The organism is Flavobacterium sp. GT3P67, from assembly GCF_004349155.1.
Classification (GTDB): Bacteria; Bacteroidota; Bacteroidia; order Flavobacteriales; family Flavobacteriaceae; genus Flavobacterium; species Flavobacterium ranwuense.
In genome coordinates, this window is sequence record NZ_SMLF01000007.1 from 75,368 (window position 1) to 95,764 (window position 20,397).

19 protein-coding genes are annotated in these 20,397 nt (G+C 32.8%); 4 read left to right on the plus strand and 15 right to left on the minus strand.

The window, feature by feature from the left end; translation table 11 throughout:
• Positions 1-51 precede the first annotated feature (51 nt).
• From E0H99_RS11975 to recR, 4 genes are all read right to left on the minus strand, one after another.
• Positions 52-1,041: an SDR family oxidoreductase gene (locus E0H99_RS11975; RefSeq protein WP_131995767.1), complete on the minus strand. Its 990-nt coding sequence runs from the start codon at positions 1,039-1,041 to the stop codon at positions 52-54.
• A gap of 24 nt (positions 1,042-1,065) precedes the next feature.
• Entirely contained in the window at positions 1,066-3,528 is a 2,463-nt protein-coding gene (locus tag E0H99_RS11980; protein WP_131995769.1) for a polysaccharide biosynthesis tyrosine autokinase, read from the minus strand.
• A 15-nt stretch (positions 3,529-3,543) separates the two neighbouring features.
• Positions 3,544-4,335 carry a polysaccharide biosynthesis/export family protein gene (locus E0H99_RS11985; RefSeq protein ID WP_131995771.1) on the minus strand — a complete coding sequence of 264 codons (792 nt, stop codon included), beginning with the start codon at positions 4,333-4,335 and terminating at the stop codon, positions 3,544-3,546.
• A 71-nt stretch (positions 4,336-4,406) separates the two neighbouring features.
• Entirely contained in the window at positions 4,407-5,027 is a 621-nt protein-coding gene (gene recR, locus E0H99_RS11990; protein WP_131995774.1) for a recombination mediator RecR, read from the minus strand.
• Positions 5,028-5,170: 143 nt separating this feature from the next.
• On the opposite strand from recR, the gene E0H99_RS11995 reads away from it, so the two are divergent.
• The gene (locus tag E0H99_RS11995; RefSeq protein WP_131995777.1) at positions 5,171-6,679 is read left to right on the plus strand and encodes a sodium:solute symporter; all 1,509 of its coding nucleotides are present in this window, start codon (positions 5,171-5,173) and stop codon (positions 6,677-6,679) included.
• 96 nt (positions 6,680-6,775) lie between these two features.
• Here E0H99_RS11995 and E0H99_RS12000 read toward each other — a convergent pair whose 3' ends face one another.
• Positions 6,776-7,141, minus strand: a complete 366-nt coding sequence (locus E0H99_RS12000) for a CoA-binding protein (RefSeq protein WP_131996090.1) — start codon at positions 7,139-7,141, stop codon at positions 6,776-6,778.
• A 146-nt stretch (positions 7,142-7,287) separates the two neighbouring features.
• On the opposite strand from E0H99_RS12000, the gene E0H99_RS12005 reads away from it, so the two are divergent.
• A complete protein-coding gene (locus E0H99_RS12005; protein WP_131995780.1) occupies positions 7,288-7,917 on the plus strand; it encodes a MarC family NAAT transporter in 630 nt (209 codons plus the stop codon).
• Between the two features lie 53 nt (positions 7,918-7,970).
• Here E0H99_RS12005 and ctlX read toward each other — a convergent pair whose 3' ends face one another.
• The 4 genes from ctlX to eno form a co-directional block, all read right to left on the minus strand.
• Positions 7,971-8,906: a citrulline utilization hydrolase CtlX gene (ctlX, locus tag E0H99_RS12010; RefSeq protein ID WP_131995783.1), complete on the minus strand. Its 936-nt coding sequence runs from the start codon at positions 8,904-8,906 to the stop codon at positions 7,971-7,973.
• Positions 8,907-8,983: 77 nt separating this feature from the next.
• The gene (locus tag E0H99_RS12015; RefSeq protein ID WP_131995786.1) at positions 8,984-9,898 is read right to left on the minus strand and encodes a dimethylarginine dimethylaminohydrolase family protein; all 915 of its coding nucleotides are present in this window, start codon (positions 9,896-9,898) and stop codon (positions 8,984-8,986) included.
• A gap of 65 nt (positions 9,899-9,963) precedes the next feature.
• Positions 9,964-11,247 (minus strand): citrate synthase, encoded by a 1,284-nt coding sequence (locus E0H99_RS12020; RefSeq protein ID WP_131917013.1) that lies wholly within the window; start codon positions 11,245-11,247, stop codon positions 9,964-9,966.
• A gap of 156 nt (positions 11,248-11,403) precedes the next feature.
• Complete coding sequence (eno, locus tag E0H99_RS12025) at positions 11,404-12,696, minus strand: phosphopyruvate hydratase (protein WP_131995789.1); 1,293 nt, start codon at positions 12,694-12,696, stop codon at positions 11,404-11,406.
• A 397-nt stretch (positions 12,697-13,093) separates the two neighbouring features.
• Here eno and E0H99_RS12030 point away from each other — a divergent pair, with 397 nt between their 5' ends.
• A complete protein-coding gene (locus E0H99_RS12030; RefSeq protein ID WP_131995792.1) occupies positions 13,094-14,431 on the plus strand; it encodes an erythromycin esterase family protein in 1,338 nt (445 codons plus the stop codon).
• Positions 14,432-14,568: 137 nt separating this feature from the next.
• On the opposite strand, the gene E0H99_RS12035 is transcribed toward E0H99_RS12030, so the two are convergent.
• Positions 14,569-15,249: a hypothetical protein gene (locus E0H99_RS12035; RefSeq protein WP_131995795.1), complete on the minus strand. Its 681-nt coding sequence runs from the start codon at positions 15,247-15,249 to the stop codon at positions 14,569-14,571.
• Between the two features lie 169 nt (positions 15,250-15,418).
• Complete coding sequence (locus E0H99_RS12040) at positions 15,419-16,060, minus strand: hypothetical protein (RefSeq protein WP_131995798.1); 642 nt, start codon at positions 16,058-16,060, stop codon at positions 15,419-15,421.
• A gap of 236 nt (positions 16,061-16,296) precedes the next feature.
• On the opposite strand from E0H99_RS12040, the gene E0H99_RS12045 reads away from it, so the two are divergent.
• Positions 16,297-16,668, plus strand: a complete 372-nt coding sequence (locus tag E0H99_RS12045) for an erythromycin esterase family protein (RefSeq protein WP_262711306.1) — start codon at positions 16,297-16,299, stop codon at positions 16,666-16,668.
• 85 nt (positions 16,669-16,753) lie between these two features.
• Here E0H99_RS12045 and carA read toward each other — a convergent pair whose 3' ends face one another.
• From carA to rpsD, 4 genes are all read right to left on the minus strand, one after another.
• On the minus strand, positions 16,754-17,854 hold the full coding sequence (gene carA, locus E0H99_RS12050) for a glutamine-hydrolyzing carbamoyl-phosphate synthase small subunit (RefSeq protein WP_131995804.1): 1,101 nt from the start codon (positions 17,852-17,854) through the stop codon (positions 16,754-16,756).
• A gap of 316 nt (positions 17,855-18,170) precedes the next feature.
• On the minus strand, positions 18,171-18,656 hold the full coding sequence (gene rplQ, locus E0H99_RS12055; RefSeq protein WP_099713438.1) for a 50S ribosomal protein L17: 486 nt from the start codon (positions 18,654-18,656) through the stop codon (positions 18,171-18,173).
• Between the two features lie 31 nt (positions 18,657-18,687).
• Positions 18,688-19,680, minus strand: a complete 993-nt coding sequence (locus E0H99_RS12060; protein WP_039110214.1) for a DNA-directed RNA polymerase subunit alpha — start codon at positions 19,678-19,680, stop codon at positions 18,688-18,690.
• A gap of 21 nt (positions 19,681-19,701) precedes the next feature.
• A complete protein-coding gene (rpsD, locus tag E0H99_RS12065) occupies positions 19,702-20,307 on the minus strand; it encodes a 30S ribosomal protein S4 (RefSeq protein ID WP_091173719.1) in 606 nt (201 codons plus the stop codon).
• Between the last annotated feature and the right edge of the window lie 90 nt (positions 20,308-20,397).

Below are 20,397 nucleotides of genomic sequence, written 5' to 3' on the forward strand. Positions count from 1 at the left end.
TTTTATTATTTTCCAATATCTATTTCCCTCTAACTACTCACTTCTAACTATTCACTTTTCACGCAAGTTTTCCCAATACCATCCAACTGCTTCTTTCAATCCTTCTTGCATCGAATATTTTGGATTATAACCCAATAGCAATTTGGCTTTCTCAATACTTGCCAAAGAATGTGGAATATCACCTGCTCTATTAGGGCCATATTCTACTTTAACTGTAGCAATTTTTTTATCATATTCCGCTAAAAATTCCTTTAAATAATCAACTAGATTATTCAATGTATTTCTGTCCCCATAGGCAGTATTGTAAACCGTATTTATAGCTTCTGGATTTTTTGTCAGCATGGCCAACTCATTCATTTGAATTACATTATCGATGTAAGTAAAATCACGGGAATAGTTCCCATCACCATTTATTTTAGGACTTTCTAGTTGCATCAATTGCATTACAAATTTGGGAATGACTGCAGCATATGCTCCGTTAGGATCTTGCTTTCGACCAAAAACATTAAAATAACGCAACCCGATTGTCTCTAAACCATAGGTTCTGCTAAAAATTTCAGCATATAGCTCATTTACATATTTTGTTATAGCATAAGGAGACAGCGGTTTTCCAATTACGGCTTCAACTTTAGGTAAAGCTTCCGAATCCCCATACGTGGAAGAACTTGCCGCATATATGAATCGTTTTACTTTTGCATCTCTTGAGGCAATCAGCATATTTAAAAACCCGGAAACGTTTACGTCATTCGTAGTAACAGGGTCATTAATAGACCTTGGCACTGAGCCCAAAGCTGCCTGATGTAAAACATAATCTACTCCTAGCACTGCATTTTGACATTCTGTTGCATTACGAATGTCACCTTCTATCAAACTAAAATTCGGATGATTTATAAAGCCTTTTAAATTATGTCTGTAGCCTGTTGCAAAATTATCCAAACAAACGACCTTATAGCCTTTAGACAAAAAATATTCACAAAGATTAGAACCTATAAATCCCGCACCTCCTGTAATTAAAACGGACCTTTTTGTTTCTACTTCCATCTGTCTTTATTTTAAAACAATCAATTACTTCGTATGTTTTTTCAAAATATTTTGCGCTATTCTTTGATAAATACTTTTAGGCCTACCCTCTTCATAATATCCATTTGCATACGTACCATAGCCGTATCCATAACCGTACCCATAACCAGTACCATATTTTGCTTTATTCTCTAAACCATTTAAAACAATACTGGCATTATTCAACTCTCCGCGTTTCACTCTGTGGTTTAACAGCGTAATCATATCTTTTTTAGTAAAATTCTGTCTTACTATATATAAGGTAACATCGCAATATTGTGCTAACTCCAAAGCATCTGATACCAAACCTACTGGTGGCGTGTCCAGAATAATATAATCGTACTTTTTCTTTAACTCTCCTATCAACTCTCCCATTCCTTCACTCATAATCATTTCAGATGGATTAGGCGGAACTGGTCCTGACAAAATAACGTCTAGAAAAGGTATGTGTGTATGATTTATGATTTCGTCAATCGTTTTTTGCTTTATCAGATAATTGACTACCCCAACTTCATTCGATAAATTAAATTCAGCCGACAGTTTTGGTTTTCTTAAATCCAGACCTATAACTACTGTTTTTTTCTCACTAAGTGCAAATACCGTAGCGATGTTTATGGAACAAAATGTTTTTCCCTCTCCACTTACAGAAGATGTTATCATCAACGTCTTTGCTCCAGCTACATGTTGTTGCTTATATAAAAACTGAAGAGAAGAACGAATGGCTCTAAAGGATTCTGATAAAGCTGATTTTGGTTTGTCAAAAACAGCTAAATTGGTATTCTCTTTATTAACCCCAACAATACCTATTAAAGGAATTTTTGTCATCTTACTAATGTCCTCTGTGTTCTGAATCGAATTATTGATAAAGAAAACGGCAAATACAAAAACCAATGGAAAAAGTAATCCCAGAAATAAAGCCAATACATAATTAACTGATGTTTTTGGCCCTATAAGCCCTCCGCCAACATCCTTAGCTGGATCTATAAAATGAACATCTGATAAATTTGCCGCTTTAACAATATCGGCTTCGCTCCTTTTTTGAAGAAAGGTGCTATAAATATTATCGCTTAAATCGTATTTCCTTTTGATTTTAATGAGCTCTTGTTGATCCTCCGGAAGTTGCTTTATAGTACTTTCAGTCTCACTTATTTTGCTGCTCACCATAGCTAAATCATACTGAAGTGAGGCCTTTGCTGTTGCTATATTTTCTAACAGAACATTTTTGACCGCTTCCATTTGATTGTCAAAATCCTTAAATATTTTATCACTTTTTACAGCATAAGCCATTTCTGATCTTTGAGTAGATAGCTCTATCAGTTTCGAAACATTCACTACAATATTTGGATCTTCAATTCCTGCAACCGAAGGTGCGGGAAGTTTAGCATAGTTTACACTGTTTTTTAAATATGATTTCAAAGAATTATAATATGCCATTTTACGATTAACTTCGTCTTTCTTAACATCAAATTCTAAAATCTTATCCGAAAACTTGGCTCCACCTTCTTCTATATCATAGATATTTTTATCTTTTCTAAATGACTTCAGCTCATTTCCTGTCTCTTTCAATTGAGCTTCCATAGTAACCAATGTACTGTCTATGAACGCTATTGTATTAGTCGCAAACTGGTTTTTACTATCTAATTGTCTTTTGATAAGCATTTTAACAGTTGCGTTCAAGTACTCAACCATCCTTGCTTTGTTAGTTCCTTGCATACCTAAGGTAATTATGGAACCACTTTTATCATCCGACCTTACGTTTATTCCTTTATATCCCGATACCGTTCCGTTAAAATCGTTAAACTGTACAAAGTATTCGTTTCCTTTATAGAAACCTGGATTTTCATTTATTTGCAACTTCCAATTTAAAAAAGGCAAAGAAACCTTTTCGCCAACCTTATATCTTTTTACAAAATCTCCTGTTTCTACTGCTGTATTACTGTATGAATTATCAGAATACGTAATTATAGAAGCATTTTGGTTCTCAAACGGAATTCTGATTTCATATGTATTTTCACTTATAAACTTAATTCCTATTAAGGTTCCTGCTAATTGTCCTTTTGATTTATCAATATTGACATAAAAAGGAACTGATCCATAAGCATCTACCAAATTATATTTCCCCTGAACTAAGTAATTAATATAATATTGCAATTTATCCACAACCAGTTCGTTATGAGATCTGGACTGCAAAGTCGTTGAGATTGTCTGAACTTGATCTGAAGTACCTCCCCAATTAAATACTAAACTGGTATTTGAGGTAAAAAGCGGATTGCTTTCTTCTTTTACGGAAATAAGTGTTTCCATACCGTAAATTTTTTCTTTACGGATATTCACCTGATAAGCAATCGTGAAAGTGATTAACAGACTTATTAAAAACCACTTCCAATAACTTCCGATTTTTATTAAGAATCCCTTAAAGTCAAAGCTTACTTGGTTTTCAAAAATCGAAAAATCTTTTATATCTAACATTTTTTGAACGCTGTATTAATTTTTTAATAGTAAAAAAGTAGTTGTAGCTAAAGATAACAATGTAATGATTGTTCCCAAAGATTCTATTCCTGTTTTTCCGGTTCCCCAAGTTTTTTGCTTAAGTGGTTTTACATAAATATAATCATTTGGTTGTAAATAAAAATAAGGTGACTTCATCACATTTATATCCGTAAGATCTAAATCCTGCATTTGAACTCCAGTTGGCGTTTTTCGCATAATTGTAACTGCTTTTCTATCCCCAGTAATAGTAATATCTCCAGCATTAGCAATAGCTTCCATAATAGTTACCTGTTCTTGAAATAAAGTTTTAGTTCCCATGCTCCCAATTTCTCCATTAATAACATATCTAAAACCTGCTAATTTAACAGTTACAAAAATATTAGCCTCCTTATTAAAATACTCTGCTAACAATTGCTTTTCAACTCTAATTCTAATTTCATCCAGTGTGTACCCTATAACATTTAATTCGCCCAAAACCGGAATCCTTATATTACCATGATCATCAACCGTAAAACCGTCAAAATACAATCCCGATTCTGATTTACCTACTGCAACTCCTTCACTGGAAGTACTAAAAATAGCAACTAATTTTGGATCAATTGCTTTTATGGTAATACTCAAAACGTCATTAGTTTGCAACCTGTATGGTTTTGATTCAACTGCCGTAATCATAGTTTCACCATCTGAATTATTTTTTTTCTGAAGGTAAATTAAATCTTGGGTTGGAATACAAGAAGAAAACAACACGCTAATAACTAATAACAAATAGAGTACAGACTTGCTCATTTTCAATATTTTTAACGACAAATATAGCTTTTCATTTACTATTTAAAAAGCATCACTATTTATTAAATGGATTAATTATTTTTAAACGACTTTTCAAAAGGCACTCTTTGCAAAATACTTCTTCCCAAGGTAACTTCATCCGCATATTCGAGTTCATCTCCTACTGAAATCCCTCTTGCAATTGTTGATATAATTATTTCACAATCGGCGATTTGTTTATAAATGTAAAAATTAGTGGTATCTCCTTCCATTGTGGAGCTTAACGCAAAAATTATTTCATTTACACTACCTGATTTTACTTTCTCGACTAATGTAGTAATATTTAACTGACTAGGTCCAACTCCGTCAATAGGAGAAATTTTACCTCCAAGAACATGATAAACCCCTCTAAACTGACCCGTATTTTCAATTGCCATGACATCGCGAATATCCTCAACAATACAAATGATTTGATGATTTCTGCTCTGATTCGCACAAATTTCACACAGTATACTATCCGAAATATTATGACAGCTATTGCAATATTTAATATCCTCACGCATAGCAACCAATGCCTGTGATAAAAAACCTGTTTGTTCTTTGGGCTGTTTTAATAAATGCAACACTAATCGCAATGCTGTTCGCTTACCAATTCCTGGCAATTGAGACATTTCATTCACTGCTTTTTCTATAAGTTTTGAAGAAAATTCCATAAATGCAAATGTAGCAATTTGTTTATTTGTTTAATCGGTTATTTGCTGAATCGATTTTATGATTTGGTACATTTTCAAATAACCGAATTAACAATTAAACCATTAAACAAAAAATCGTATTTTGGTCTCTTTAAACTCAAAAAATGACTCCCAGCACCATTCTAATACTTATAATCGTTTATTTCGGAATTTTATTTTACATCTCTCATGCTGTAAGTAAAAAAGACAGTGGAAATGATGCTTTTTTTAAAGCAAATAAAAATTCCAAATGGTACTTAGTTGCTTTTGGAATGATTGGAACGGCACTTTCCGGAGTGACTTTTATTTCAGTCCCGGGGGAAGTTGGCTCTCCAAGCGGAGAACAATTCAAGTATTTTCAGTTTGTTCTAGGTAATGCCATTGGCTTCGTCATTATTGCAAAAGTGTTGCTGCCGCTATATTATCGGATGAACCTAACTTCAATTTATGGTTATATTGAACACCGATTAGGAATTTATTCCTATAAAACTGCCGCAACCATTTTCCTGATTAGCAGAACAATCGGGTCTGCTTTCAGACTCTATCTTGTTGTGATTGTTTTACAACGATTCGTTTTTGACTTTTACGGAATCCCATTTGCCGTTACGGTTCTAATTTCGCTGGCTTTGATATTTGCGTATACGTATCGGGGCGGGTTAAAAACCATTATTATCACTGATACTTTACAAACCTTTTTCTTAGTTTCTTCAGTCTTTTTAACGATTTTCTTTATTTGCAGAAGTTTAAATTTGAATATTTTTGAAGCTTTTGAAGAAGTAAAAAACAGTAATTATTCTAAAGTATTCTTCTTCGAAGATTTTGTATCCAATAAATTCCATTTTGTGAAACAAATTCTGGGTGGAATTTTTGTTACCATTGCCATGGTAGGTTTGGATCAGGATTTAATGCAGAAAAACCTGAGTTGCAAAAACATTGGCGAAGCTCAAAAAAACATGTTTACGTTCACCGGAATTTTTGTCCTTATCAATATCTTTTTCCTCAGCGTGGGTGCTTTACTTTACATTTACGCCAATAAAAACGGGATAGAAGTTCCAACGGATTTAATTACCGGAAAACCCAGAACTGATTTACTTTTCCCTGAAATTGCCTTCAATCACTTAACACTAATTCCGTCAATTATTTTCTTGTTGGGATTGACAGCGGCTACATTTGCCACAACGGATTCCGCCTTAACAGCGTTAACGACTTCGTTTTGTGTAGATTTTTTAGGAATGGATAAAGCCGAGAATTTAAATAAACCAAATGTAGTACGAACTAGGCATTTTGTTCATATTACCTTTTCATTTCTAATGTTTTTGGTCATTATTTTCTTCAATGCTATTAATGACAGTTCTGTAGTTGGAATGATTTTTAGGGTCGCATCCTATACGTATGGCCCCCTTTTGGGATTGTATTGTTTTGGATTGTTTGTAAAATCAAAAACAGTCAAAGACAAATTTGTTCCAATTATATGCTTATTATCTCCGGCTGTGACTTACTTTATCAGCGAAAATTCTAAAACATTATTCTTTGGATATGTTTTCGATAACGAACTGATAATCGTAAACGGACTAATCACTTTTCTTGGATTGCTGTTGATTAGCAAAAATGCCACATCTGGAACACGATTTTAGTTTTAGCCCAGATGGCAGCGGCATCCTTTTCTTGTTCCGTTTTTTAACGGAACAAGAAAAGATATAGCGAACAGCTGGAACTAGCTCCAAAAAAAACTAATATTGATTTGTTGCCAACATAACCAGTGTACAAGCTATCTCGACTTTGATGTCATTTAATTTCAACAATTGATAGAACTCCGGATTCTCAGTACCTGGATTGAAAATAACACGTTTTGGCTGTGCCTCAACGATATAATTATAGTAGTCACGCTGACGCAAAGGATTTAGGTAAAGTGTAACCGTATCGATATTTTTTAACGGAATAGCTTTAGTCTGGATTTTTATTCCAGCTACTTCTCCTGCGTTTTGACCGATAGCCAGAACAGAATGCCCTTTATAAACCAATTTTTCAATCGCTAAAAAAGAATATCTGGCTGGTTTTGTAGAAGCTCCAAGAACTAACGTTTTTTTATTTTTTATCATTTTCTGTAATTATATTTTGCAAAAGTAATGAAAAAGGTCCATGAGTTCAGCAATTATTAGGTTTAGTTATAAAAGTAAGAAAAAACATTGCCCTAACATTAAAAAGTAAAAAAAGAGTATTTTTACAATCTTAAAAACAAAATATGGATCTATTTATTTATCTGTTTGTCGCACTTTTTTCGGTATTGAATCCTATTGGTACCGTTCCTATTTTCGTAGGACTTACACAAAATGACACTAAAAAGGAACGTTCCCGAATTTCTTTATGGACGGCGATAAATGTATTTATTATTCTTATCGTCTCGTTTTTTATAGGTCAATATGTTTTGATCTTTTTTGGAATTAGTATCGATGCACTAAGAATTGCTGGTGGAATTATCATTGTGAGTTCTGGATTCTCCTTGCTTTCAGGGAAGTTTAACAAAAAGAGAGGAATCAATAAAAAAGCAGAAACTGACGCACAAAAAAGGAATGATATTGCCTTGACCCCACTCGCAATCCCTATGCTTGCTGGACCTGGCTCTATTTCTTTACTTATTGCGTTTTATCAGGAACACAATACAACTATGGAGATAATTATTTCTTCAATTGCTATTCTTGCCATTGCGGTTGCAATTTTTATCATCCTTAGAAGTGCCCATTATTTGGCAAAAATACTTGGAGCATCTGGAATTGTAGCCATATCAAGAATTGTAGGTTTCATTGTAATTGCGATAGGAATACAATATATTGTAAGTGCAATTATCAATATTATAAAGGGGAATTTGACCTAAATTAAAGCCATAAAAAAACCGGATAAGATTCAAAATCTTATCCGGTTTTTTTTTTAATTTCTTGGCAAGAAAATTTCAGCCATCATACATCTGGCACTTCCTCCACCACAAGCTTCTATAGTATCCAAACTTGAGCTTAAAATTTCAGCATGTTTTTCCAATTGCTCAATTTGTTTTGGAGTCAAACTTTGATGTGCTGCTGCACTCATAACCAAATATCTTTTATCATTTGCTCCACGAACTTCAAGCATATTACCTGCAAAATTGTTCATCTGGGCTTCGGTGATTAAAATGACTTCTTTACCGTTTTCTTTTAGATTCTCCAGAACCATTTTGCGTTCTTTTTTATCATCGATACAATCTGCACAAATGACTGCAAAAGTTTCTCCCAAGCACATCATCACATTGGTATGATAAATCAGTTTTCGTTCGGAATCAACAGTTTGAAAAGCTTCAAAAATCACTGGTGCATAATCAAAATCCTCACAGAATTCTATAAATAATTCTTCATCAGCTCTGGGTGACAAAGCGCAATACGCTTTTGCGTTAGCTCTATCCAAGAGTAAACTTCCCGTTCCTTCTAAGAAAAATCCATCTTCTTCAGCCGATGTATAATCAACAATGTTTTTAATCACAAAACCTTTATCTTCCAAGATATCCAAAATATCTTCGCGACGTTCCTCACGGCGATTTTCTGCAAACATTGGATATAAAGCTACATCACCATTCTCATGAAAAGAAATCCAGTTGTTCGGAAAAATACTGTCCGGTGTATCTGGATTCAACGTATCATCAACAACAGTAACATCAACACCAACTGCTGTTAGTTTTTCGACAAAATCATCAAATTCTTGTTGCGCTTTGGCATTTACGGTTGCAGGCAAAAGTCCGTCTATTACTTTTTGATAATAATTATTAACTGCCGTTTGCTCGTTCATTCTAAACGCAACCGGGCGAATCATCATTATGGAATTTGTTGTTTGTTTCATGTTTTTTTATTTTTATTATTGTAGAGACGCACTGTAGAGATGCACTGCAGTGCTCCTCTACAGTGCGTCTCTACGAATTAATCTCTAATTAAAGGTAAGGTAGTACATCGTAATAATCCTTCTTGTTTTGCGATTTCTGCGTATGGAATTTCTTCAACCACAAAACCGTTTGCGCGCAACCAATTGTTAAGTCTTGTGAAGTTTCTTTCTGAAACGACAACATTAGTATCAATAGAAAAAATATTAGAATTCATATTATACATTTCTTCTCTGGTAATATGAAATAGATTTTCTTTTCCAAAAAGATTCACCAAAAACAAATAATCTGCTTCTTCACGGAATCCTCTTTTATATATAATTCCTTTATCATTCCCAACAGGTTGAAAACAACAGTCTAAATGCAATGCGTTATCACGAGCTTCAATTTTAGATTTTACCAAATCAAATTCTTTAACAATTTTGTTTGGGAATAAGTCTTTAATGTATTGAACTCCTTGCACATTTGTTCGTGCAGTAATATAATTCTTATAATCACTTCCTTTATAGGTTCCAATGAAAATATACTCCTTCCACAACATGACATCTCCACCTTCTATATGAACTTCCTCAGGAGGACGAACTACTTTTTTAGGATCTATTTGGTCAATTATATATTGAATAGCATCTAATTCTCGCTCTCTGTCTGGCAAAATATTCGATTTTACAAAAATATCATCAATCACAAAACCAATGTCTCTTGTAAATATCTGATTGTAATTTTCAATCATTTCCGGACGATAAACCGTCACATTATATTTTTTCAGTACGGTGTTAAATGCTTCCATTTCATTCACCATGTCTTGCTCCAGCGGATAGGTACCTGCTAAAATATGTTCTAATGATTTTGGATCATAGGCTTCTTCAGCCTTTGGCGTAGGCCCATTATTGACTGCTGAACCCAGAACTACAGCTCTAAGCCTTGAAGTTTCATTCTTTACATTTAATTCTAACATGTATTTTTAGCTTTTGACAAATATAAAAAAAGCTTCACTAATTTGTGAAGCTTTTTAAACTGATTTTATCTTTTATCTGTTGGCACAAAATCCCTCAAAGGGTGACCCGTATAAACTTGTCTTGGCCTTCCTATAGGCTCCTTATTTTCACGCATTTCTTTCCATTGTGCGATCCAACCCGGTAAACGACCTATGGCAAACATTACGGTGAACATATCTGTAGGAATTCCTAATGCTCTGTAAATGATTCCAGAATAGAAATCAACATTAGGATATAAGTTTCTTGATTTGAAGTATTCATCTTCTAAAGCCGACTCTTCTAATTTTTTAGCAATTGCAAGAATTGGGTCTTCAACTCCTAAAGTTGCTAAAACTTCATTAGCTGCTTTTTTGATAATTTTCGCTCTTGGATCGAAATTTTTATAGACTCTATGACCAAATCCCATCAATCTAAAAGGGTCATTTTTATCTTTGGCTTTAGCCATATATTTATCAGCATCCCCACCATTTCTATGGATTTCTTCTAACATTTCAAGCACTGCTTGATTTGCTCCTCCGTGTAATGGTCCCCAAAGTGCAGATACTCCCGCAGATACTGAAGCAAATAATCCTGCGTGAGAGGAACCTACCATCCTAACTGTAGATGTAGAACAGTTTTGCTCATGATCTCCGTGAAGAATAAACAATTTATCTAATGCATCAATAACTACAGGATTTGCAGTATAAGGTTCTGTAGGCAATTCAAACATTAATCGCATAAAATTCTCTACATATCCTTTAGTATTATCATAATAATTCAAAGGATATCCCATGCTCTTTCTATAGGTCCAGGTTGCTATAACTAGGAATTTACCCATAGTTTTACATACTGCCTCATACATTTCTTTTTCATTCTCAACATTTACCGATTTAGGGTTAAATGCTGTCAAAGCACTTGTCAAAGCAGCTAAAACACCCATTGGGTGAGCTGTTTTAGGAAAACCATCAATGATATTTTTCATTTCTTCATTGACCAAAGTGTATTTTCTGATATCAGTTTCAAATTGCGCTAACTGCTTAACAGTAGGCAACTCTCCAAAAATCAAAAGGTAAGATACTTCAAGGAAATCAGCTTTTTCTGCTAAATCCTCAATTGAATATCCTCTGTAACGTAGAATTCCAAGTTCACCATCTAGGAAAGTGATTTCGCTGGTACAAGAACCTGAATTTTTATAACCTGGATCAAGTGTAATTACACCTGATAAATCACGTAATTTGTTAATATCAATGGCAACTTCATTTTCACTTCCTACAATGATCGGCAGTTCAAATTTTTTACCATCAATTTCTAATGTTGCTATTTTTGACATAATATAATTGAAAATAAACTTTTAAAATAATAATTTATCAAATCTAGGGAATTAAACACTAATTAAAAAGAGAATAATACAATGATATTGTTAAATATTATAAAAAAAAGCCACTCACAATACGTGAATGGCTTTAAATAAAAATATCGTAAGAAATTATTTTATTTTGAAAGCATTTTTACCAGGAAAATAAGCTGTATTTCCCAATTCTTCCTCAATTCTTAATAATTGATTGTATTTCGCCATACGATCAGAACGAGAAGCTGAACCTGTTTTAATTTGACCACAGTTTAACGCTACTGCTAAATCTGCAATTGTATTGTCTTCTGTCTCTCCTGAACGGTGTGACATTACTGAAGTATATCCTGCATTTTTAGCCATATTAACAGCCGCAATAGTTTCAGTCAAAGTTCCAATTTGGTTTACTTTAATAAGAATTGAGTTCGCGATTCCTTTTTCGATACCAGTAGACAAACGTGTTACATTAGTAACAAATAAATCATCCCCAACTAATTGTACTTTATCTCCAATTTTATCCGTAAGCAATTTCCATCCATCCCAATCATTCTCATCCATTCCGTCTTCAATAGAAATGATAGGATATTTAGTCACTAATTCGGCTAAATACTCTACTTGCTCCGCAGAAGATCTAACTTTCCCAGTTTCTCCTTCAAATTTAGAATAATCGTATTTACCATTTACATAAAACTCTGCAGCAGCACAGTCTAAAGCAATCATGATTTCATCTCCAAAAGTATAACCGGCAGTCTCTACCGCTTTCTTGATCGTATCTAAAGCATCTTCAGTTCCTCCAGCTAGATTTGGCGCAAAACCACCTTCATCACCTACAGCAGTAGAAAGCCCTCTATCGTGTAACACTTTTTTCAAGCTATGAAAAATTTCAGTTCCCATTTGCATCGCATGTGAAAACGAAGTTGCTTTCACAGGGAAAATCATAAATTCCTGAAACGCGATAGGCGCATCAGAATGTGATCCCCCGTTGATGATATTCATCATCGGCACTGGCAATGTGTTTGCAGAAACACCACCTACGTATCTGTATAATGGCAATCCTAATTCATTAGCAGCCGCTTTTGCCACAGCTAAAGAAACACCTAAAATTGCATTTGCTCCTAAGTTTGATTTATTTGGAGTGCCATCTAAATCGATCATCATTTGATCAATAAGATTTTGTTCGAAAACAGAAACTCCTAAAAGTTCTTCAGAAATAACAGTATTAACATTTTTCACTGCATTCAAAACTCCTTTTCCAAGAAATGCTTTTCCTCCATCACGTAATTCAACTGCTTCATGTTCTCCAGTTGAAGCTCCAGATGGTACTGCTGCTCTTCCTAAAACACCATTATCTGTAATTACATCTACTTCTATTGTAGGATTTCCTCTTGAATCGAAAATTTGTCTTGCGTGAATTTTGATAATAATACTCATATACTAAAATTTTAAATTTTAAAATACAAATATATTCTATCTTTTGGAATGATTTTATGAAAATAATGAATGTTATTAACGAAAACGTTATAATTTTTTTGCAAACAAAACATTTAAATTATTTTAAGAATTTATTTTTACATTATCTGTTACTTTTTCCAATTCCATTAAAATCTAATTAAACAAACGTGTATCACATTGACTAAAACTTAATAATACTTATTTCATCTTAAAACAAATTATTTACAACAAGTTAATTGATACAAAATATCTGATTATCAATTATATACATTAAATTTATGTAATTTTTTAAAAACCAAAAAATGTACTTTATATTGTATTTTTCTTAGTTAGCAATTTTGACAATTCAATTTCTAAATTAAAAAATAAAAATGTGATGGAAGCTTCAGAAAATCGTAACAATTTAATCAATTCTAGTGAAATTGTAGCTTTATTAAACAGAACAGCCACTCCATTGCAAAATACGGAAGATTTAAACCCATTAATTGACCATATAGGAGATGCAAAATATGTCCTTTTAGGTGAAGCCTCACACGGCACGCATGAATATTATACCTGGAGAGCTAAAATTACACAACGGCTAATTCAGGAAAAGGGTTTTTCGTTTGTAGGAGTTGAAGGAGATTGGCCTGATTGTTATCGCTTAAATCGGTATGCAAAAGGATATTTAGATTCCGGGAAAGACATCTTTAGCGTGATGAATGAATTTAATAGATGGCCTACTTGGATTTGGGCAAATTGGGAAACAGCAGCATTCATAGATTGGCTCAAGGTTTTCAACGAAAATTTCCCTATAGATCAAAGAATCGGATTTTATGGATTAGATATATATAGTTTCAGAGAATCCATGAATTCGATCATTCAATATTTAGAAAAAAATGACCCAAAAGCACTCGCAATTGCAAAAACAGCCATGAAATGTTTTGAGCCTTACAATAAAGACGAAGGGCAATCTTACGCCAGAGCGTCTTCATACGTTCCAGAATTATGTGAGAAAGAAATCTTGCACATGCTCTCGGAAATTATTAAAAATGTTCCCAATTACAATCATGATGCAGAAAATGTTCTGAGCACTAAACAAAATGCATTCATTGCCAGAAATGCTGAAAAGTATTATCGCGCCATGATAAAAAGAGGTTCCGCCTCTTGGAATATCCGAGATGAACACATGGTTTCCACTATACAACGGCTTATGAAATTCCATGGAAAGGATGCGAAAATCATAGTTTGGGAACATAACACCCACATCGGTGATGCCCGTGCCACAGAAATGGCTTCCGAAGGAATGGTAAATGTTGGACAATTATTGAGAGAACAAAACTCTACAGAAGGTGTTGTTGCCGTAGGATTTGGCTCTTACAAAGGAAGTGTAGTTGCAGGTAGAGAATGGGGCGATTCCATGCGAAAAATAAAAGTTCCTGAAGCCGTGGTAGGAAGCTGGGAACATGCTTTTCATCTTGCTGGCAATGGAAAAAATAAATTGTTATTAATGAATAAAGTAAAGGACGAAAAGTGCCTTTCTTCCTATATAGGACATCGCGCAATAGGAGTTGTTTATAATCCGGAACACGAAAGATTCGGGAATTATGTCCCTACAATACTACCCAAAAGATACGATGTCTTTATTTTTATAAACGAAACAAGCGCATTACATCACATACACATTCAGCCAGATGGAAACCAAATTCCTGAAACATATCCTTTTGGGATGTAAGTATACTTTATAAAAAAGGGTTTGACTTTTAATTAAAGTCAAACCCTTTTTTATAAATATCTAATCTTGGGAATTATTCCAATTTTAATTTTCAATAAATTGATCGAAAAGATAAGAAGAATTCTTTGAATTTTTAACTATAACGTATCGTAGTATCGAAATATCTTGAATAAATCTATTTCTGATTTAAAGCTTAATTTAAAATCAGACGCATACTTTTCAACCTGAAAAGCTTTGTCGCCCAATAGTTTTAGTACAGATTTTTTATTTAAACTCAATTCTATGAAATTTACATTTTTTAATTTCAAATAAAACTTTTCATTAATAGAATATTGATCTTTTTGAATATATTCAAGTGTAAGTGGATTTATAACACCTTTTTTTAAAACAACAGCAAACCCCTTTAAGAAGAAAATATTTTCTGAAACATATAGTTCTTGAAAAAGTTCGTTAGTTTTATGAATTTTATATGATTTATATTTTTTTGAACCATGTTTTATAAAGTTTATTTTTTCAACATCAAATTGATAAACTGAATCTTTAGAAATTTTAGATTCTAGCAAATTTGTTTTTACATTATAATTCAGATTTGGAAAACTATACCCTTCCTTTTCTGACACATAAACTTCATACTTCCCTTCCCATTTAGAGAATAAATATGTGTTCCCTTCATTTGATAAATTTAAATCACTTATAGCTAAATAAATCCCATCAAATTGCATTGGATTAAGAAAACCTGTTCTGTTTGAATCATGCATTCCTTGTCCAAAAACAATAGTAGAATAACATAATAGAAAATAAAATAACGAATTTTTCATGGTTTTAATTTTAAATGATTTATAAAAAGACAATTTAACGAAAGCTAATCCATTCCAATTTATACTAAACAAATAATTATAATATATCAGCACAAATCTAAAAATATCAATTAATTTTTTTGATAAAAAAACTCTTTCGTTGTATTGTATATTTCATTTAAAATGTTAATTATAACGTATCGTAATATTGAAATATCATAAATAAATCTCTTTCAGATTTAAATCTTAATTTTGATATGGAAGCGTACTTTTTAATTTGAGAAGCTTTGTCTCCCAATTGTTTTAAAATAGAGTGTTTATTTAATTTTAATTCAATAAAATTTTTATTATTTAATTTTAAAAAATATTTTTCTACAATATAACATTTTTCTTTTTGGATATATGCTTGTGTTAAAGGATTTATATAGCCTTCTTTATAAGTAACATTAAATCCTTTTAGAAATCTAACATTATCGGATATATAAAGCTCTTGAAAAAGTTCAAGACTTTCTCTAATATCATAAAATCTATATCTTTTTGAGGCATATTTTATAAAATTTATTTTTTTGGCTTCAAATCTAAATATTGAATCTTTTGTAAATTTACTTTCAATCATTTTTGTTAGAACATTATAATTCAAATTTGCCAAACTAAAACCTTTATTATCAGAATCATAAATTTCAAACTTACCTTCCCAATTAGGGAATAAATATATGGTTCCTTCATATGTTCTTTCTAATGTACTTACAGGTACATAAACACTTTCATATGTTTCTTGTCCAAAAGCAAACCCAGAATTAATCAGCAAATAAAACAAAACTAATTTTTTCATAATTTAAAGCTTAAATATTTGATAAATATATGTTAAAAAATAAATAAATCACAATTACTTTATAAGTTTTATATCAAAGTAAGATATTATTAATTAATAGCATTTATTACAACTATCACCTTTTTTCCTTTTTATTACCACATCTGATTGCTTTTCAGCAAATTTCTGAAGTCCTATGCAAGTTTATTAAATCTACAGAAAGAACATCGTGGCTGGAAAATTTTTTCCTATGAAGTATTTTTAAACACTCTTACAAAGGAAGTGTAGTTGCAGGTAGAGAATGGGGCGATTCCATGCGAAAAATAAAAGTTCCTGAAGCCGTGGTAGGAAGCTGGGAACATGCTTTTCATCTTGCTGGCAATGGAAAAAATAAATTGTTATTAATGAATAAAGTAAAGGATGAAAAGTGCCTTTCTTCCTATATAGGACATCGCGCAATAGGAGTTGTTTATAATCCGGAACACGAAAGATTCGGGAATTATGTCCCTACAATACTACCCAAAAGATACGATGTCTTTATTTTTATAAACGAAACAAGCGCATTACATCACATACACATTCAGCCAAATGGAAACCAAATTCCTGAAACATATCCTTTTGGGATGTAAGTATACTTTATAAAAAAGGGTTTGACTTTTAATTAAAGTCAAACCCTACTATTATAAATATCTAATCTTGGGAATTATTCCAATTTTAACCTTTTATATTTTCAATAAATTGATCGAAAAGATAAGAAGAATCATGTGGACCGGGACTTGCTTCCGGATGGTATTGAACTGAGAAACAATTTTTGTTTTTCATACGCATACCGGCAACCGTTCCGTCATTTAGATGAAGATGTGTAATTTCCAAATCAGGATGATTATCCAACTCCTCTTTGTTAACGGCAAAACCATGATTTTGAGAAGTGATTTCTCCTTTTCCGGTAATGATGTTTTTTACAGGATGATTGATTCCTCTGTGCCCATTAAACATTTTATAAGTCGAAATTCCGTTTGCCAAACCAATTACTTGATGTCCAAGACAGATTCCGAATAAAGGTTTATCGTTTTCAAGGATTTCTTTTGCAACTTGAATAGCACCAGAAAGTGGCTCAGGATCACCAGGTCCATTGGATAAAAAATAACCATCTGGATTAAATGCGGCTAAATCTTGGTAAGAAGAATCAAAAGGAAATACTTTGATGTAACAATCTCTTTTGGCAAGGTTGCGAAGGATATTCATTTTTATTCCCAAATCCAGAGCGGAAATCCTATAGGTTGCATTTTCATCACCAAAGAAATACGGTTCCTTAGTTGATACTTTAGAAGCTAATTCTAACCCATTCATGTCAGGAACTTTTGCCAATGCAATTTTCAAATCTTCAATTGAAGTTTCATCCGTACAAATTACCGCATTCATCGCTCCGTTATCACGAATGTAACTTACCAGAGCACGCGTATCTACATCAGATATGCAGATCAGGTTTTGTTTGATAAAGTAATCTTCTAAACTCCCTGAAGCATCTTCCCGAGAATAATTGAAACTAAAATTTTTACAAACCAATCCAGCAATTTTAATGCTATCTGATTCAATTTCTTTCTCATTTACCCCATAATTCCCAATATGGGCATTAGTTGCTACCATTAACTGTCCAAAATAAGAGGGATCAGTAAAAATTTCTTGGTAACCTGTCATTCCTGTGTTAAAACAAACTTCTCCAAAAGTGGTTCCACTAATTCCAATAGATTTACCATGGAATATGGTTCCGTCACTTAATAGAAGAATTGCTTTTTGTCGTGTTGTATATTTCATTCGTTGATTTCTATTATTTTTTTAATAGTCTCATGGAACTCGCAAAGCTCGTTTCATCTGTAGTTAAATATTGTGCAAATTTAATCCTTTAAAGCAATGGATGCAAGTTTTTGAAATTTTTTGTAAAATAAAAACATTCTAATCTAGCCCTGATGGTAATGGCATCCTTTTGCTTTTTCTTTAAAAGCAAAAGATACTATGAACAGCAGGACAATACGCAATTAAATCCCAAGGTTTTTGCTCCGAAAAAATCAAAAAAAAAGGATAAACTATAAATAGCTTATCCTTGATTTTTATTGAATGATTATTTTCATAATTACTCAGCAGTGTCTGTAGTTGTTTCAGTTTCGGCAGCTGGAGCTTCAGTAGCTTCATCTTTCTTAGCTTTACCACCACGACGGCTTTTTGCTTTTTTAACTTCTTTTTTACCACCATTGTAAAGTTCATTGAAATCTACTAATTCGATCATTGCCATATCAGCATTATCTCCTAAACGATTTCCAACTTTAATGATACGAGTGTATCCACCTGGACGGTCTCCTACTTTAGCAGCTACGTCTCTGAACAAGTCAGTTACGGCATATTTGCTACGTAAGTAAGCAAAAACGATACGACGGTTGTGAGTCGTATCAGCTTTAGATTTTGTTATAAGCGGCTCAACGAATTGTTTAAGCGCTTTTGCTTTAGCGACAGTAGTGTTAATACGTTTGTGCTCGATAAGAGAACAAGCCATATTAGCTAACATAGATTTTCTATGTGCAGTCTGTCTGCTTAAGTGATTGAATTTTTTTCCGTGTCTCATTGCTATGTAAATTTAAACCTTGCGGCTTAGATTATTCTTTATCTAGTTTGTATTTTGCTAAATCCATTCCGAAATTTAAATTTTTAACTGCAACAAGTTCATCAAGCTCAGTTAAAGATTTTTTACCAAAATTACGGAATTTCATTAGGTCATTTTTATTGAACGATACTAAATCACCAAGTGTATCAACTTCAGCCGCTTTCAAACAATTTAATGCTCTTACAGATAAATCCATATCAACAAGCTTAGTTTTAAGCAATTGTCTCATATGTAATGATTCTTCATCATACGATTCTGTTTGTGCAATTTCGTCAGCCTCAAGTGTAATTCTTTCGTCAGAAAACAACATGAAATGGTGAATAAGAACTTTGGCAGCTTCAGTAAGAGCGTCTTTTGGATTAATAGAACCATCAGTTTTTATTTCAAAAACTAATTTTTCATAATCTGTTTTTTGCTCTACACGGAAGTTTTCAATTGCATACTTCACATTTTTTACCGGAGTAAAAATTGAGTCAGTAAAAATAGTTCCAATTGCAGCATTCTGTTTTTTGTTCTCTTCAGCAGGAACATATCCTCTACCTTTTTCGATTGTTAAATCGAAATTCAGTTTGATTTTACTGTCTAAATTACAGATAACAAGTTCTGGATTCAAAACTTGGAAACCTGAAATGAATTTTTGAAAATCACCAGCTGTTAATTGATCTTTACCTGAAACAGAAATAGTAACTGATTCATTATCTATATCTTCAATTTGACGTTTGAAACGCACTTGTTTTAGATTAAGAATAATTTCGGTAACGTCTTCAACAACTCCTGAGATAGTAGAAAATTCATGATCTACACCTTCAATGCGAACAGATGTAATTGCATAACCTTCTAATGCTGAAAGCAAAACTCTTCTAAGTGCATTACCAACGGTCAATCCGTATCCAGGTTCTAAAGGTCTAAACTCAAATTTACCTTCAAAATCGGTTGAATCGATCATGATAACTTTATCGGGCTTCTGAAAATTAAATATTGCCATAAATTTCGACTAAGTCAATTATTATTTGTTGTACAACTCTACGATTAATTGTTCTTTAATGTTTTCTGGGATTTGAAGTCTCGCAGGTACAGAAACGAAAGTACCTTCTTTGATATCATTATTCCAAGTAATCCATTCATAAACATGACTTGAATTAGATAAAGAACGTTCGATAGCTTCTAATGATTTAGATTTTTCACGAACAGCAACTTTATCACCAGGCTTAAGGTGGTAAGAAGCAATATTTACTACATCACCGTTAACGGTAACGTGTCTGTGAGAAACTAATTGTCTAGCGCCTCTTCTAGAAGGAGCAATACCCATTCTAAAAACTACGTTATCTAATCTTGCTTCACATAATTGTAAAAGAACTTCACCAGTAACACCTTTAGTAGCTGATGCTTTTTTGAATAAACCTCTGAATTGTTTTTCTAAAATTCCGTAAGAATATTTAGCTTTTTGCTTTTCCATTAACTGGATTGCATATTCAGATTTTTTACCTCTTTTTTTAGCCATCCCGTGTTGTCCAGGTGGGTAATTTCTTTTTTCGAAAGATTTGTCATCTCCGAAGATTGCTTCGCCAAATTTACGAGCAATTCTAGTTTTTGGACCAGTATATCTTGCCATTTCTAAAAATTAAATTAAGGTAGAGATTATGAATTCAGGTCATATCCTTCGATAATCGTATATTCTACCTAGTTATACTTAAATATATAA

Bases quoted from the DNA above. Each gene is read 5' to 3' on its own strand.
- E0H99_RS11980 (WP_131995769.1), bottom strand. From the start codon at position 3,528: ATGTTAGATATAAAAGATTTTTCGATTTTTGAAAACCAAGTAAGCTTT.
- E0H99_RS11975 (WP_131995767.1), bottom strand. From the start codon at position 1,041: ATGGAAGTAGAAACAAAAAGGTCCGTTTTAATTACAGGAGGTGCGGGA.
- E0H99_RS12030 (WP_131995792.1), top strand. From the start codon at position 13,094: ATGGAAGCTTCAGAAAATCGTAACAATTTAATCAATTCTAGTGAAATT.
- carA (WP_131995804.1), bottom strand. From the start codon at position 17,854: ATGAAATATACAACACGACAAAAAGCAATTCTTCTATTAAGTGACGGA.
- recR (WP_131995774.1), bottom strand. From the start codon at position 5,027: ATGGAATTTTCTTCAAAACTTATAGAAAAAGCAGTGAATGAAATGTCT.
- E0H99_RS12040 (WP_131995798.1), bottom strand. From the start codon at position 16,060: ATGAAAAAATTAGTTTTGTTTTATTTGCTGATTAATTCTGGGTTTGCT.
- ctlX (WP_131995783.1), bottom strand. From the start codon at position 8,906: ATGAAACAAACAACAAATTCCATAATGATGATTCGCCCGGTTGCGTTT.
- E0H99_RS11995 (WP_131995777.1), top strand. From the start codon at position 5,171: ATGACTCCCAGCACCATTCTAATACTTATAATCGTTTATTTCGGAATT.
- rpsD (WP_091173719.1), bottom strand. From the start codon at position 20,307: ATGGCAAGATATACTGGTCCAAAAACTAGAATTGCTCGTAAATTTGGC.
- E0H99_RS12060 (WP_039110214.1), bottom strand. From the start codon at position 19,680: ATGGCAATATTTAATTTTCAGAAGCCCGATAAAGTTATCATGATCGAT.
- eno (WP_131995789.1), bottom strand. From the start codon at position 12,696: ATGAGTATTATTATCAAAATTCACGCAAGACAAATTTTCGATTCAAGA.
- E0H99_RS12005 (WP_131995780.1), top strand. From the start codon at position 7,288: ATGGATCTATTTATTTATCTGTTTGTCGCACTTTTTTCGGTATTGAAT.
- E0H99_RS11985 (WP_131995771.1), bottom strand. From the start codon at position 4,335: ATGAGCAAGTCTGTACTCTATTTGTTATTAGTTATTAGCGTGTTGTTT.
- E0H99_RS12015 (WP_131995786.1), bottom strand. From the start codon at position 9,898: ATGTTAGAATTAAATGTAAAGAATGAAACTTCAAGGCTTAGAGCTGTA.
- E0H99_RS12020 (WP_131917013.1), bottom strand. From the start codon at position 11,247: ATGTCAAAAATAGCAACATTAGAAATTGATGGTAAAAAATTTGAACTG.
- E0H99_RS12035 (WP_131995795.1), bottom strand. From the start codon at position 15,249: ATGAAAAATTCGTTATTTTATTTTCTATTATGTTATTCTACTATTGTT.
- rplQ (WP_099713438.1), bottom strand. From the start codon at position 18,656: ATGAGACACGGAAAAAAATTCAATCACTTAAGCAGACAGACTGCACAT.